Genomic DNA, 14,362 nt, shown 5'->3' on the forward strand with positions numbered 1-14,362 from the left:
CTTTTTTCAGCGTTTAAAAGGGGTTAAAAGCAATTACATAATTTGTTTTAATACAACTTTAAAAGTTTCAATATGTTAAACAGACAAAAATATCATGTAAGAATTAAACTATTAGTCGCTTTTCAAGTCTTAAGTATTGATACACACAAGCTAAATTAAAACATGTTAAACCAACCGCCCAAAATTACATCGACTATAGTACGCTGTGTTTTTCTTTTAATTTTAAGTTTTAATTTTTCGTTTTCTCAACAAACACCCACGTCTACACCCCCAAAGGAAGGGATTCCAGATATAGAAAAAGTGTACCTTCATACCGATAGATCCAACTACGTTGTAGGTGAAGATTTATGGTATAAAGCTTATTTGGTGTACGCGTTTAATAATTTACTTTTCGACCACAGCAATGTTTTATACGTAGAACTTATTGCGGCAAACTCTAAAATAATTGCGCGCAATAAAACAAGGTTAGATGATGGTTTAGGTTATGGCGATTTTAAACTAACCGATTCTTTAGGCGTAAAACCAGGAAAATATCAAATTCGAGCCTATACAAATTGGATGCGGAATTTTGATGACGATTTTGTTTTTACTAAAGAAATAGAGGTCTTTGATGTGTTCGATAAAAGTAATAAAAACGCTAAAAACACTGCGTTGCAAAACACAGAACCCAGTAATATAGCTGCAGCAACTAAAAGTGATATTAACCTGCAGTTTTTTCCGGAAGGCGGATCGCTAATTGAAGATGTTTTAAGTGTTGTGGCTTTTAAAGCTGTTGATAGTTATGGCAATCCTGTAAAGGTAAAAGGTGAAGTTTTTGATGATAATGGGAACTTAGTTACCTTATTAGGGAGTTTGCATGATGGTATGGGTAAGTTTATTATAACGCCTAAAAAAGGGGAAAGGTATTACGCGAAAATCACCAACTCAAATGGAGAGGAAATTTTAGAGGTTAAGCTTCCAAAAGCTAAAGATCAAGGCTATTTATTAAGTGCAGTTAGTGTTAGAGGAAAGAACATGATAAGCATTAAAACGAATGCGGTAACTATAGCCAATTATCAAAGTGCACCCGTTAAAATAGTGTGTTCATCACGAGGGATTTCGTATTTTGAAGGATCTCAACCTTTAAGCCAAACCAGTATTACTTTTGAGCTGCCTAAAACAAACCTACTAGAAGGTGTTTTACAAATAACCTTGTATGATGCACTTGCACGACCACAAAGCGAACGCTTAATTTATATAGAAAAGAAAAAAGACGTTAATGTTACTTTAAAAACCGTAAAAGAGGTTTATAAACCTAATGAAAAAGTAACCTTATACATTTCGTCCAAAACAGCAGAAGACAAAGCTGTACCAGCTAGTTTCTCGTTAAGTAGTGTAGATGTTAATGGTATGCAGGGTTCAAAAGATTTTGGCACAAATATTTGTTCTTATTTTTTATTGGAGTCGGATATTAGAGGAAAGGTACACAACCCTAGTTTTTATTTTGATAAGGCCAACCCTAGACGGTTAGCGTATTTAGATGTTTTATTATTAACCCAAGGTTGGAGGGATTTTTTATGGAAAGAAATGCCTAAAATTAACCCGTATAACGAACCCTACGTTGCCGAAAAAGGAATTACCATTTCTGGCACCGTAAAGCAAATTGAAGCCGATATTCCTAAACCAAATAACACGGTGCTTTTAAACATGTTTAATAAAGGGAAAATGAGATCTCTTACCGGATTAACAGACGCTAATGGGAGGTTTAAATTTGAAAACTTAGTTTTTATGGGGCCAACGACCATGATGCTAAACACCCAAGATGATAAAAGGAAAGAGCGAGGTATGTTTGAGTTAGATTCGCTTCTTTTACCGCCTTTAGCCTCTAACTTTACAGCAGATAGCACTGTGTTTTCGTCAAAAAGCTTAACCATAAAAAATAATATTTACAGAAAAAATATAACCTTTGGTATTACTGGAGAAACTGTTTTAGATGCTGTAGAAATTAATGGAAAGGGCAAAAGTAACGTACCTAAAAGCTTATATGGCACACCAGACCATAGTTATATTATTGATGAAGACACACCGCATTTTTCAAGTATTTATTTACTACTTCAGTTTAAAATACCAGGAATACAAGTTAGCGGTACTTCAATTAAATTTTTTGGTAATTCTGGAACAGCACAAATAAGAATTGATGGCGTGCCTTTTGAGGGCGATATAGGCTTTATTTATCCAGACGATGTTGCTAAAGTAGAATCTATGAACGGACCAAGTGCTTCTGTATTTGGATTGGATGGCGCAAATGGCGTAATATTAATTTATTTAAAAGAAGGCGCACTTAATAAACGCAGTAAAACAAAATTAAAACCACACTCTATAACAAAGCAAATTGATGGTCTCTATGATGCGCGTGTTTTTTACTCGCCAAAGCCCGAAGAGCTTGCTTTTAAAATGGACAATAGCGATGCTATAAGAAATACGTTGTATTGGAATGCCTTTGTTCATCCAGACGAAACAGGAAACACACAAGTAAGTTATTATAATACCAACGTGGAAACCGACGTGAAAGTTACTTTAGAGGGCTTAACATCAACCGGGATACCTATTGTAGTTAAAACCCACTATGCCATTAAGAAATAACACGGTTTTTCTTTTTTGTATCGCGTTTTAAAGCATCATAAACAATCCAACTAAAACTATATAAATGCAACATTTATTAAGCCAAAAATTAAAACATAAAACGCTATTTTTTTTAATTTTAATGGTGGTCTCCCTACCGTTGTGTTCTCAAGAAAAACCATCCATTCCAGATATTGAAAAAGTATATCTGCATACCGATAGAACCACTTATGTAGCAGGAGAATCTATATGGTACAAGGCGTATTTGGTTTATGCTTATAACCACTTATTGTTTGATAATAGTGGTATTTTGTATGTCGAGTTAGTGTCGCCAGACTCTAGAGTTGTAGCCCGTAATAATACCAAATTAGTGGGTGGATTAGGTCATGGTGATTTTGAACTTACAAAATCTAACGAGATAAATAAGTTGGGTATATATCAAATTCGAGCGTATACCAATTGGTCTAGAAACTTTGGAGCAGATTTTGTATTTAAAAAAGAAATTGAAATTATAGATGTTTTTGAATCTCAAAAGCGAGCCCATAGTGCAGCGGCAATTACTACGTTGGATGCTAACAATCAAAACGAAAATAAAACATTAATTACTAAAGCCAATTTAGATATACAGTTTTTTCCCGAAGGCGGATCTTTGCTAGATAATGTTGCTAGTGTTGTAGCATTTAAGACTACCGATAAAAACGGGAATCCGGTAAACATACAAGGGCAAATTCTTGATACTAATAACGAAGTAGTAACCATGTTTGCTAGCGTTCATGATGGTATGGGCAAATTTGTACTTAAACCTGGTACAGGCAATACATACCATGCTAAAATAACGTTAGCTAATAACACCGAAATGGAGGTGCCGCTTCCAAAAGTAACCCAAGAAGGTTATATTTTAAGTGCAAGAAAAATAAAGGACACCGATATTTTGAGCATAAAAACGAATGCCCAAACCGTTTTAAAACATCCAAATGCTAATTTAACCATACGATATGCCTCAAGAGGAGTTCCGTACTTTGAAGAAAAGCTTACGTTAACAAAAGGTAGTTTGTCTATTGAATTACCAAAGGATAATCTACCAGAGGGCATTGCTCAAATCACCTTGTTTGATGAAGCATTGCGACCACAAAGTGAACGCTTAGTTTATGTTAATAAAAATCAAGATGTAAATGTTGTTTTAGGTACCGATAAAACCACCTATAGTCCGCGAGAAAAAGTAGTTTTAAAGCTGTCTTCTACAAACAGTTTAGGAGATGCGATTCCTGCAAGTTTCTCTATAGCAAGTACCGATCTTAATGGTGTTAAAGACGAGAAAGACTATGGTGCCAACATTAGTTCTTATTTTTTAATGGAATCGGATATACGAGGAAAAATACACAACGCTGGCTATTATTTTGATGCTAATAACGTTAACCGATTTAGGTTTTTAGACTTGTTGCTTCTAACACAAGGGTGGAGAGATTTTTTATGGAAACAATTGCCGGTGGTAAAAGAAAACCCGACTTATAATCTTGAAAAAGGTATTAATATTAGTGGTCGTGTGAAGCAATTATTTGGTAATAAGCCTGCTGCTGGTAATACCATTTCCTTGGCTGTTTTTAATAAATCGATAGAATCATTTACTAAAATTACAGACCATGATGGTAAATTTAGTTTTAACGATTTAGCAATTACGGGTAAAGCACGTATTATGCTAAATTCAAAAAACAAAAAAGGGAAAAACAACGGCATGTTTGTTTTAGATTCCATTTTTAATGGGCCAATAGCTGTCGATTATAAGGCTGTTGAAGACCGCTCTAACTTTTCATCTGAAATGAGCATATTGTCGAACAACATTTATAAAAAACACATTCAATTTGATGTGTTGCCAGAAAATATTCTGGATGAGGTTGTCTTAACAGGTAAAAAGAAAGAGGCTTCCATGAAAACTATGTATAGCAATTTAGGAAACAGTTATACTATTAAAACAGATACATCGCCCTTTACAGATATATTTCAGTTACTAACTGAAGCGGTACCGTTACTAGAAATTGTAAACAACGAGTTAATTAAGTTTAGTAGAAACAGTGGTGGAGCACTTATAATAATAAACGACACCACTATTTTAGACCCGAGTATTGACGAATCTGAGCCGTTAAACATTTATAATTTTTTAAGCAGCTTTCAGCCCGACGATATTTTAAAAATAGACTCAGATAATAGTGCTGTAGCTTCTATGATGTTTGGTAGTGCAGGTCAAAACGGTGTTATCATGATTTACACAAAATCGAATAAAGATTATACTTCAGGTCCAAGAAAAAAGGATTTGCAGTCTATTAAAAAACAGATGGTTGGCTACCATGAACCCCGTGTTTTTTATTCTCCAGATTTAGAAAAAACCACCGAAAAAAGCAGAAATGCGGCCATTCGTAACACCCTATACTGGAACCCGTATATTCACCCAGATACCACAGGAAATGCGCAGGTAGAGTATTATAACACAGCCGTAGAAACAGAGGTTAAAGTTACTTTACAAGGCATAACTGCTGCAGGTATTCCTGTTGTGGTTAAAACGAAGTATAGTATTGAGAAATAGTAACTGTTATTATCGTGTAAAATGCAACTTACAAGCCTGTTGTGCATTTTACAAAAAAAGTGTTTTTTAATATACACTATTAAAGTTTTTTTGTGGTATAAATATTTAAATTTACCACAGATGAAGATATTGTCTTTTTTATTCGTATTTCTATTTTTAGGAATGTATTGTTATGCTCAAGATGTTGAGGAATTACCAGCCCAACCTTGGGAGGAGTTGGTTGAAATGCATTCAATTAAAAAAAATCCGATTCGTAAATGGGGAGATTCTATTAACATAAGTATTGAAGGACTTTATAAAGCTTCTGATTCTTTAACTATTGCTAGAATAATCAAGAAATTAGATAGTCTAACAGAAACTACAACGGTTAGTTTTTCAAATACAAATAAGTCTAATTTTAAAATTAAGTTTTTAGATAAATATGTTAAAGATGAATACAACCAAAATCGCAACATTAATTCAAAAAATTGGTATAATAGCAATAAAGTACTTTATGGCTCCGACCTTTATATTTATACTTTCAAAAAAACGGATTTAGAGGTTAAAAATAGATTAGAAAACCAAATTTCAAGAATATTGGTTGACGGTTGGTTTGCCTATGCTAGAGCATTTGAAAAAAGACAAAGTATTTTCAATCCATCACTAGGTTCTTTATTAGCAGGAACTTTAAATTCCGGAGATATTTCTATTATTAAAGAAGTCTATAAAAAGGGTTTTGAGAAACGTTTGCTACAAGCAGAACAACAATTTTCTTATGTTTTAGATAAGTTAGAAAATGATAAGATTAAAAGCAGAGATAGATCATTGTGGTGGGTAAAAAACCCCATAGCAGTCATTTTTTTACCAACTTTAGTTTTAGTACTATTTTTTATATTTCTTATCAGTAAAATTAAGCGTGCAATACAAATTAAAAAAGAACTGCTTCGGTTTGCTATTTTATCATTTGTAATATTATTATTTGCAAGTTTTGTTATTGTGTTTTGTGTGTCTTTTTTTGATTTTTTAACCATACCAGATGATTATACAAAGGTTCCAATTGTGAGAAAAGATACCATTGTATCTACAATAGCAGCATTGGTACCTTTATTTCCATTGCTTTTTTTATTCAGGTTTATAGAATTAAAAATCCAAAAAAGCTCCCAAAACATTTTTATTAAGACCGTACTTGTTTTTCTGTCAACTGGGATATTGCCTTTTTTGTGTATTGTAATAGGCTTCTTGTTCGCTTTAAAAAGGAAAGGTGATTTACAAGGTGGATTGTTTTTTATGTCGAAAGTATTTTTGGTTTTAATGAGTTTAGCTTCGTTAAGGGCCCTAATAAGTTATTTCATTTTTAAAGAACGTAGTTTAATTATAGAAAACGAAACCAAACTTTCTCATTTAAGAGAACTAAAATCTAAAGCAGAATTAAAATCTTTACAATCCCAAATCAATCCACATTTCCTATACAATGCTTTAAATTCCATAGCCAGTTTAGCACCAATAAATGCCAATAAAACTCAAAAAATGGTACATTCTTTATCCGATTTGTTTAAGTATTCTATAAACCGAAAAGGCAAAAAAATGAGTACTGTTAAAGACGAAATAGAGATGGTAACATCATATTTAAATATTGAAAAAATACGTTTTGGCAACCGTTTACAATTTGATATTGAAGTTGATGAAACCTTAATGAATAATGAAATTCCTTTATTTTTAATTCAACCCCTAGTAGAAAACGCTGTAAAGCATGGTATTTCTCAAAATGAAGGCGAAGGAACAATTCGTTTAAAAATTGAAAAAGTGGACAATCAATTAGTAATTTCGGTAAAGGATAATGGACCAGATTTCCCAGAAGGTTTAGTAAGTGGTCATGGTTTGCAAACCGTTTATGATTTGTTGCGCTTAAGCTATGGCAATAACGCCACTTTAAATTGGACAAACACCCCAGAAAAAACAATCACTATTACCATACCCGAAACTGTTTAAAATGAATAAAGCATATACCACCATTATTATAGACGATGAAGCCCCTGCAAGATTGGGTTTAGAAAACATGCTTAAGGCATTCCCTGAAACCTTTAAGGTGATTGATACAGCGCAAAATGTAACCGAAGCTAAAGCAAAAATAGAACAGCAACATCCAGACATTATTTTTTTGGATATAGAAATGCCAGGGCAAACAGGTTTCGATTTATTGGCACAATTAAAAACAATTCCTATTGTGGTATTTTGCACTGCTTACGATCAATATGCTTTAGAAGCTTTTGATACCAATAGCATCGATTATTTAGTAAAACCTGTAAAAGTAGAACGTCTAAAAAAAACAGTAGAAAAGCTAAAAACGTTTAGTAAACATAAATCATCGGAAGAGATACTGACTGTTTTAAAAGAAATTTCGAACAATAAAGTGGTGAAGAAAATGACCTCAATAACTGTTAAAAAGAACGATAAACTTATTTTTATAAAATTAGAAGATATCGCTTTTTTTGAGGCCAATAATAATTATACGACTATAGATAGTACCTCTGGGAACCAACTAAGTACCGAATCGATAGCTGCTTTAGAAAACAAATTACCTGATAATTTTATACGTATTCACAGAGGCATTATTATTAATAAGGATTATGTTAATAACATTCAAAAATATTTTAATAGCCGACATATTATTACGCTAAACAATAAAAAACAATCGCGTTTAACATCAGGTAGAAGTTATAACAATGCTATTAAAGCGTGGATGGATTTGTAGTTTAAATTAAACCATCATACTACCACAAATACCTAAACTAACAATAACATAAATAGCAGCTAAAATAAATAAAACTTTTGCTGCTTTTTTATTCTTTTTAAGTACGACAAAACCAATAATAGTAAGTAAAATAGCGGGACCAAACATAATAGCAAGGATTAAATAAATTAAACCATCTAAATTCATATTCGGACTTAATAAATGTATCATTTTTGAAAATTTAAAACATTAAACTACCGCAAATACCTAGACCAATAATAGCATAAACTGCTGTTATAATTAGTAAGACGTTAGAAGTATTTTTCTTTTTTTGTCTTATAGCTATACTAACTATTAAAAGAATAGTTGGTAGACCAAAAACTAAAAATATAAGTAAAATTATATACCAACCTAAAGCGGCACTTTCTAATAATATATTATTCATTATACTTCATTCCTTAATTCTTCTAAACGCGCTTTCTTATCATCCCTATAAAACAAATTCATGGTTTCAAACGGGATAATTTTATTGTCTTTATCTACAATATGCACACACGATTTTTTAATAGCACGCACATCAAAGTTGTAAGCATCAATAAATTGCATGATAATAATACGGAATAAATTATCGTAACCCAAGTTTGGTGCATCAATATTAGGTAAGCAACACATAATGCTTTTTAGGTTTTCTTCAGCCACTTCAACCGAGTTCCCTGTGCTAAACAACTCAATCATTTTATCTTGTAACTGCGAGTCTTGCTCGTAAATAATTGTGTTTTTACTGTTATCCAATAAATCGTTAGGGTTAATATAGCGCGTTAATGGGAATACTTCATTATCAAGTTTTAAGGCGTAACCCATAACCAAAGCATCGGGATTACAAGGTACAGGAAGCAAATCGTCTGGATTAAAAATAGTGGTTTGTTCCATAATTTTTCTGCGTACTTCGGTAAGTGTCATTCTATCCGTTTCGGGGTTAAAATTATCTAAACGGCCCGCAATTTGCGTGGGTTGTAGCGTAACACCTCGCACGCACTTTTGCTTTAAAGCATGATCTATAATTTTTCCAATTTCGCCATCATTCAGCCCTTTTTGTAAAGTAACCACTAAGGTGGTCGATAGGTTTACAGCATTCAAATTTTTAATAGCTTGTTTACGTATATGGTTTAAATCGGCGCCACGAAGTTCTCGTAATACGCTATTTTTAAAAGAGTCGAACTGTAAATAAATTTCAAAATCTGGAGCATAGGTTTTTAGTCTTTCCGCGAAAGCGATATCCTTTGCAATTTTAATCCCGTTAGTATTCAGCATTAAATGTCTAATGGGTAGGGATTTTGCATAATCCATAATTTCCCAAAACTGCGGGTGTATGGTAGGTTCGCCTCCCGAGATTTGTACCACATCGGGCTCTTTCTCGTTCCTAACAATGGTGTCTAACATGGCTTTTACCTCCTCTAAAGTACGATGTCTGCCATAGGTTGGCGACGAGCCCGCGTAACAGGTTGGGCAAGTTAAATTACACCTATCGGTAACCTCTACAACTGTTAGGCAACTGTGTTGTTCATGATCCGGACACAAGCCACAATCGTAAGGGCAACCATAGTGGGTTTGTGTATTAAATTTATAGGGTGTTTCGCTAGGTTTATTGTAGTTTCTAATGTTTTTGTAATATTCAATATCGTCTGCAATAAGCACTTTACTATTTCCGTGCTCGTTACAACGCTTAAGCATATAAACATTACCGTTTTCAAACACAATTTTAGCATCAACACGCTTTAAACATTCGGGGCAAAGGCTTAAGGTAAAATCGTAATAGGTGTAATTTCTAACGGGCATAGTTTAGTTTTTTTATGTTTTGTGCGTTACCACAAGGGTCGGGCTTTCACTACTCGCTCTCTGCGAGGAGCTCAAACAAACCGTTCAATCCCTAACGCTGTGTCTCTCAGCTAAATTTAGCTTTAACGATGGTATTCCTGTAATACAGCAAACAAATTATGCATAATATTTGAATTACACTTAATCCAAATACATAGAACACATTGGGTTTTAAAAACTCAATAAAAAACCTAAATGAGAAATATAGAATCATAAACCATTTAAAAAGGTCGCCATTTTTTAGTTTTTCTGTTTTTTGTACATGTTTTAAGCTAATAAATAATACGACTAAAAACACAAGTTCGTATAAAGAAGTAGGATGCCTAAGCAAGCCGTCGCCTAAATCCATTCCTAAAAATGTAGTTGTTTGTTTGCCATAAGTAAACTCATTTATTCCAGATAGAAAACAGCCAACTCTACCAATAAAAATGCCTAGAATAACGGGAAACGTAAACAAATCGCCCGACGATTCCGTTTCGCCAATTCGCTTTTTAGCAAACTCAACACCCAACAAACCACCAAACAAACCGCCCATTATGGTTTTAGTGTTTAATAACTGTATTATATTTTCTTGCGAAAATTCAATCATTGGGTTTTCTAAAAAACCAACCAGTCGCGAGCCAATTAAAGCTCCTAAAGCAGCGCCAAGTATAATAGACAACCTATTGTTACTCGAAATTACATCGGTACTTTTTCGTCTTAAAAACACATAATACCTAAACGCTATAAAAAAAGCGAGGTATTCTAAAACCAAATGTACATTTATGTTATAACCAAACAGTTGTGGCTCGAAAGGGATTTCCAAAAGCTTAATTTTTTATAAATATATGCGATTTTATGGTACATTTGGAACTTTTAAGACCTATGAAAGCTATAATTTTAATACCCTTTATTATTTTAAACGTTTTTGGAGCTTTTGCGCAAATAAGCAATGTTCAAGAAGAATTTTTGTTACCTGCTAGTTTATCTGAATCTTCGGGTATTATCTATTTTAACAATAAATTAATTACGCATAACGATTCTGGTGGCGAAAACAAGCTTTACGAAGTAGATGTTAATACCCAGCAAATTAGCAGAACGGTTACCATAAGTAACGCTACAAATATAGACTGGGAAGATATAACCCAAGACGATACATCCATTTTTATTGGCGACATAGGTAATAACAACGGCAACCGAACCAATTTAAAAATTTATAAAATTAGTAAAGCAGATTATACCGCTTCTACAACGGTTACTGCCGAAATTATAGCATATAGCTATGCCGATCAAACCGATTTTACAGCAAACCCTAATAACAATATTTGGGATGCCGAAGCATTGGTATCTTACAACGCCGATAATTTAATGCTGTTTACAAAAAATTGGGTAGATGGCGTTACCAAGGCATATGTAATACCTAAGCTCCCGGGTTCGCATTCGGTAAGTCCACAAGCTACAACCTTAAATAGTAACGGCCTTATTACCGGAGGAACTTATAACGAAGCTACAGGAAAACTATATTTAGTAGGTTATACCGAAATATTACAGCCTTTTATTTGGGACTGCGAAGGTTTTAGCGCTGGAAGTGTTTTTTCAGGAACCAACACCCAAACACAGTTATCAAGCTTAGTTCAAGAACAGGCTGAGGCTATCACGTTTATAGATGAAAACAGTTATTATTTAACTTCGGAGTCTTTTTCTCAATCTTTTGGAGGTTTTACGTTTACAGACGATGCTAAACTCATTTCATTTTCAACTAACGACGAGGTGTTATCAAACACAAAAACTAAAACACCCAACATGCTGGCATTATACCCTAATCCAGCAACAAATGTTTTAAATCTTAAAAGTAGCGACGCTTTTTTGTCGGTCGAAATTTTCAACTCGCAATTCAAAAAACTTTATCAAGGGCAAGAAGCGGTAATTAACGTAGCCGCATTTAGTCCAGGTCTTTATTTTGTAAAAGTGCAATTAAACACCAATTTGTTTGTGGTTAAAAAGTTTGTAAAACAATAGGTAATTGCCTTGGTTGTGTTGTTTTAATACTTCATTGTATATTTGTGCCCAATTAATATATTTAAAAGTTATGTTTAAAAAATCCCTTGCACTCCTTTTGGTGCTTTTTGTAATGAGTTCTTGTTGGAAAGATAAAAGTCCAGAAGATTTAATTCGTTTAAAAGACAAGTTTAAATCGCAAGTATCAACATTCGAGAGTAAAAAGGAAGTTGCTAATAAAAATGTAACTAAAGGGTTAACATCGTTAGGAGCCTTAAAAGCAGCTTTAGAAGATGCAAAAAACGAAGACAGAGAGTTTGCAAAAGTTTATGGCGATTGGGAAAAAGTAAACAAACGCGTAAATAACTTAAACAAGGAGTATGAGGACTTAAAAACCAAAGCAGCAAACCTTTTTACTGCCATGGAAACTCAAACCAATAGTTTAAGCGACCAAAAAAGCAGAACCACACTTTTAAAAGCCATAAACAAAGCAAAAACAAAGTATAACGGTACATTGGCAAATACTGCCGATGCTATTGGTAAACTACGACTTTTACATAACGATGCTGTCGAGGTTGTAAAAGCGCTTGAGGTTGCTGCGGCTTTAAATTCGTTCGATTCTATAAACGGACAAATGAAAAGCATTGAAGACCGTGTAGATGGTATTATGCAAGAGCTTAACGTAGCTGTTGTAGAAAGTAAAAAGCTTTACGAGAAAAAAATAACAGAATTAGGCGAATAATATTTTGGTAAAAATAGACAACATAGAACTTCCAGATTTTCCATTGCTTTTAGCGCCCATGGAAGATGTTAGCGACCCACCATTTCGTGCATTGTGCAAAGAGCAAGGTGCCGATGTGGTGTATACCGAGTTTGTATCTAGCGAAGGCTTAATACGTAACGCAGCAAAAAGCGTTATGAAACTCGATATTTACGAAAAAGAGCGTCCGGTAGGCATCCAAATTTTTGGAGCCAACCTAGATAGCATGTTGCAAACCATCGATATTGTTGCCGAGTCTAAACCAGATATTATCGATATTAATTTTGGCTGTCCCGTTAAAAAGGTAGTAAGTAAAGGCGCAGGCGCGGGCATTTTAAAAGATGTCTGTTTAATGGAGCAACTAACTGCCGAAATGGTAAAACGTACCAACATTCCAATAACCGTAAAAACCCGGTTAGGTTGGGACGATAACTCTATACGCATTGTCGAAGTTGCAGAGCGCTTGCAAGATGTAGGCTGTAAAGCCATAGCCATACATGGCAGGACGCGTGCACAAATGTATAAAGGCGATGCCAACTGGAAACCCATAGCACAAGTAAAAAACAATCCACGCATGCACATTCCAGTGTTTGGAAATGGCGATGTTACAAGTCCGGAGCGCGCCATGGAAATGCGAGACGATTACGGGTTAGATGGCTGTATGATTGGGAGAGCAACTATTGGAAACCCTTGGTTTTTTAAGCAAGTAAAACACTTTTTTAAAACAGGCGAGCATTTAGCACCCATTTCATTAGAAGAACGCGTAGAGGCGGCTCGTCGACATTTGCAAATGTCTATCGACTGGAAAGGCGAAGTTTTAGGCGTTTTCGAAACCCGACGCCACTACACCAACTACTTTAAAGGCATACCACATTTTAAGGAATACCGCATGAAAATGGTAACTTCCGATCATTCCGAAGATGTTTTTGCAGCCTTCGATGAGGTTCTAGAAAAATTTGCAGGCCACCAATTTACGGAGTAGTTTGTTTCTATTTATAGCAAATGGCAAGCCACCGCGCTATACCTGCCTGCCGGCAGGCAGGTCTTTTTTGCCATTTATGACAGCAAAAAAAGGATGCCGCTACTATCGCTTTTGCACCAATCTGCTAAAGTAGTTTTTAAACCAAAGCGCCGTTTGCACCAATAACCTGTCCAGAAATCCATTTCGATTCATCACTGGCTAAAAACACAACCACATTAGCAATATCAATAGGTTTTGCAAGCCTATTAAAAGCATTCATGCTACTTAGCCTATCAATAAATTCATCCGATTTCCCTTTTAAAAACAATTCCGTTTCTGTAGCGCCCGGAGCAATAGCATTTACCGAAATACCACGGCCAATTTCCTTAGAGAATACACGTGTCATTTGCTCCACAGCAGCTTTAGTTGCAGAGTAAATACCATACGTAGGAAACATTAATTTTGTAGTACTCGACGAGACATTTATAATATTCCCGTTATCTGCCAATTTACTATCAGCCTCTTGTAAGGCATTAAAAACACCACGTACATTTACATCAAATTGGTTTGTAAAATCGTCTTGAGAACTATCTTTAATTAATTTAGATATCATTATGCCAGCATTATTAACCAATACATCAACCTTTCCATAGGTTTCAATAGCTTTATCAAATAAATGAGTAACATCTGCCTTAATACTAACATCTGCTTTAATGGCAACAGCTGTACCACCATTTTTTATTATGGTATTTACGGTGTTTTGGGCTTCGGTATCACTATCAGAATAGTTAACTATTACCTTAGCTCCGTTTTTCGCTAATTGAATAGCAATCTCTTTACCAATACCTTTCGATGCTCCTGTAACAATAATTGCTTTATTATTTAAGCTCATAAGTTTTT

General features: G+C 34.3%; 11 protein-coding genes. 7 read left to right on the forward strand and 4 right to left on the reverse strand.

What is annotated here, in order from left to right; all coding sequences use genetic code 11:
• The first annotated feature begins 162 nt into the window (after positions 1–162).
• From HNQ90_RS01180 to HNQ90_RS01195, 4 genes are all read left to right on the forward strand, one after another.
• On the forward strand, positions 163–2,622 hold the full coding sequence (locus HNQ90_RS01180) for a SusC/RagA family TonB-linked outer membrane protein (RefSeq protein WP_144114833.1): 2,460 nt from the start codon (positions 163–165) through the stop codon (positions 2,620–2,622).
• A 64-nt stretch (positions 2,623–2,686) separates the two neighbouring features.
• Positions 2,687–5,179: a hypothetical protein gene (locus HNQ90_RS01185; RefSeq protein WP_144114834.1), complete on the forward strand. Its 2,493-nt coding sequence runs from the start codon at positions 2,687–2,689 to the stop codon at positions 5,177–5,179.
• A gap of 120 nt (positions 5,180–5,299) precedes the next feature.
• Positions 5,300–7,147: a sensor histidine kinase gene (locus HNQ90_RS01190; RefSeq protein ID WP_172625794.1), complete on the forward strand. Its 1,848-nt coding sequence runs from the start codon at positions 5,300–5,302 to the stop codon at positions 7,145–7,147.
• Position 7,148: 1 nt separating this feature from the next.
• Positions 7,149–7,910 (forward strand): LytR/AlgR family response regulator transcription factor, encoded by a 762-nt coding sequence (locus HNQ90_RS01195; RefSeq protein ID WP_144114836.1) that lies wholly within the window; start codon positions 7,149–7,151, stop codon positions 7,908–7,910.
• Positions 7,911–7,916: 6 nt separating this feature from the next.
• Here the strand turns inward: HNQ90_RS01195 and HNQ90_RS01200 are convergent, their stop codons facing one another.
• The 3 genes from HNQ90_RS01200 to HNQ90_RS01215 all read right to left on the reverse strand — a co-directional run bounded on the left by HNQ90_RS01200 (position 7,917) and on the right by HNQ90_RS01215 (position 10,569).
• Positions 7,917–8,120, reverse strand: a complete 204-nt coding sequence (locus tag HNQ90_RS01200; protein ID WP_206669632.1) for a hypothetical protein — start codon at positions 8,118–8,120, stop codon at positions 7,917–7,919.
• Between the two features lie 213 nt (positions 8,121–8,333).
• Positions 8,334–9,725, reverse strand: coding sequence for a radical SAM protein (locus HNQ90_RS01210; RefSeq protein WP_144114837.1), 1,392 nt, complete (start codon positions 9,723–9,725; stop codon positions 8,334–8,336).
• 106 nt (positions 9,726–9,831) lie between these two features.
• Positions 9,832–10,569, reverse strand: a complete 738-nt coding sequence (locus HNQ90_RS01215; RefSeq protein ID WP_144114838.1) for a prolipoprotein diacylglyceryl transferase — start codon at positions 10,567–10,569, stop codon at positions 9,832–9,834.
• Positions 10,570–10,628: 59 nt separating this feature from the next.
• Here HNQ90_RS01215 and HNQ90_RS01220 point away from each other — a divergent pair, with 59 nt between their 5' ends.
• From HNQ90_RS01220 to dusB, 3 genes are all read left to right on the forward strand, one after another.
• Positions 10,629–11,762: a T9SS type A sorting domain-containing protein gene (locus HNQ90_RS01220; protein WP_144114839.1), complete on the forward strand. Its 1,134-nt coding sequence runs from the start codon at positions 10,629–10,631 to the stop codon at positions 11,760–11,762.
• 70 nt (positions 11,763–11,832) lie between these two features.
• Positions 11,833–12,483, forward strand: a complete 651-nt coding sequence (locus HNQ90_RS01225) for a hypothetical protein (RefSeq protein WP_144114840.1) — start codon at positions 11,833–11,835, stop codon at positions 12,481–12,483.
• Positions 12,484–12,487: 4 nt separating this feature from the next.
• A complete protein-coding gene (gene dusB / locus HNQ90_RS01230; protein WP_092849498.1) occupies positions 12,488–13,483 on the forward strand; it encodes a tRNA dihydrouridine synthase DusB in 996 nt (331 codons plus the stop codon).
• 136 nt (positions 13,484–13,619) lie between these two features.
• On the opposite strand, the gene HNQ90_RS01235 is transcribed toward dusB, so the two are convergent.
• Positions 13,620–14,354, reverse strand: a complete 735-nt coding sequence (locus HNQ90_RS01235; RefSeq protein ID WP_144114841.1) for an SDR family oxidoreductase — start codon at positions 14,352–14,354, stop codon at positions 13,620–13,622.
• Positions 14,355–14,362 lie beyond the last annotated feature (8 nt).

Source organism: Algibacter amylolyticus, assembly GCF_014202225.1.
Lineage (GTDB): Bacteria > Bacteroidota > Bacteroidia > Flavobacteriales > Flavobacteriaceae > Algibacter_B > Algibacter_B amylolyticus.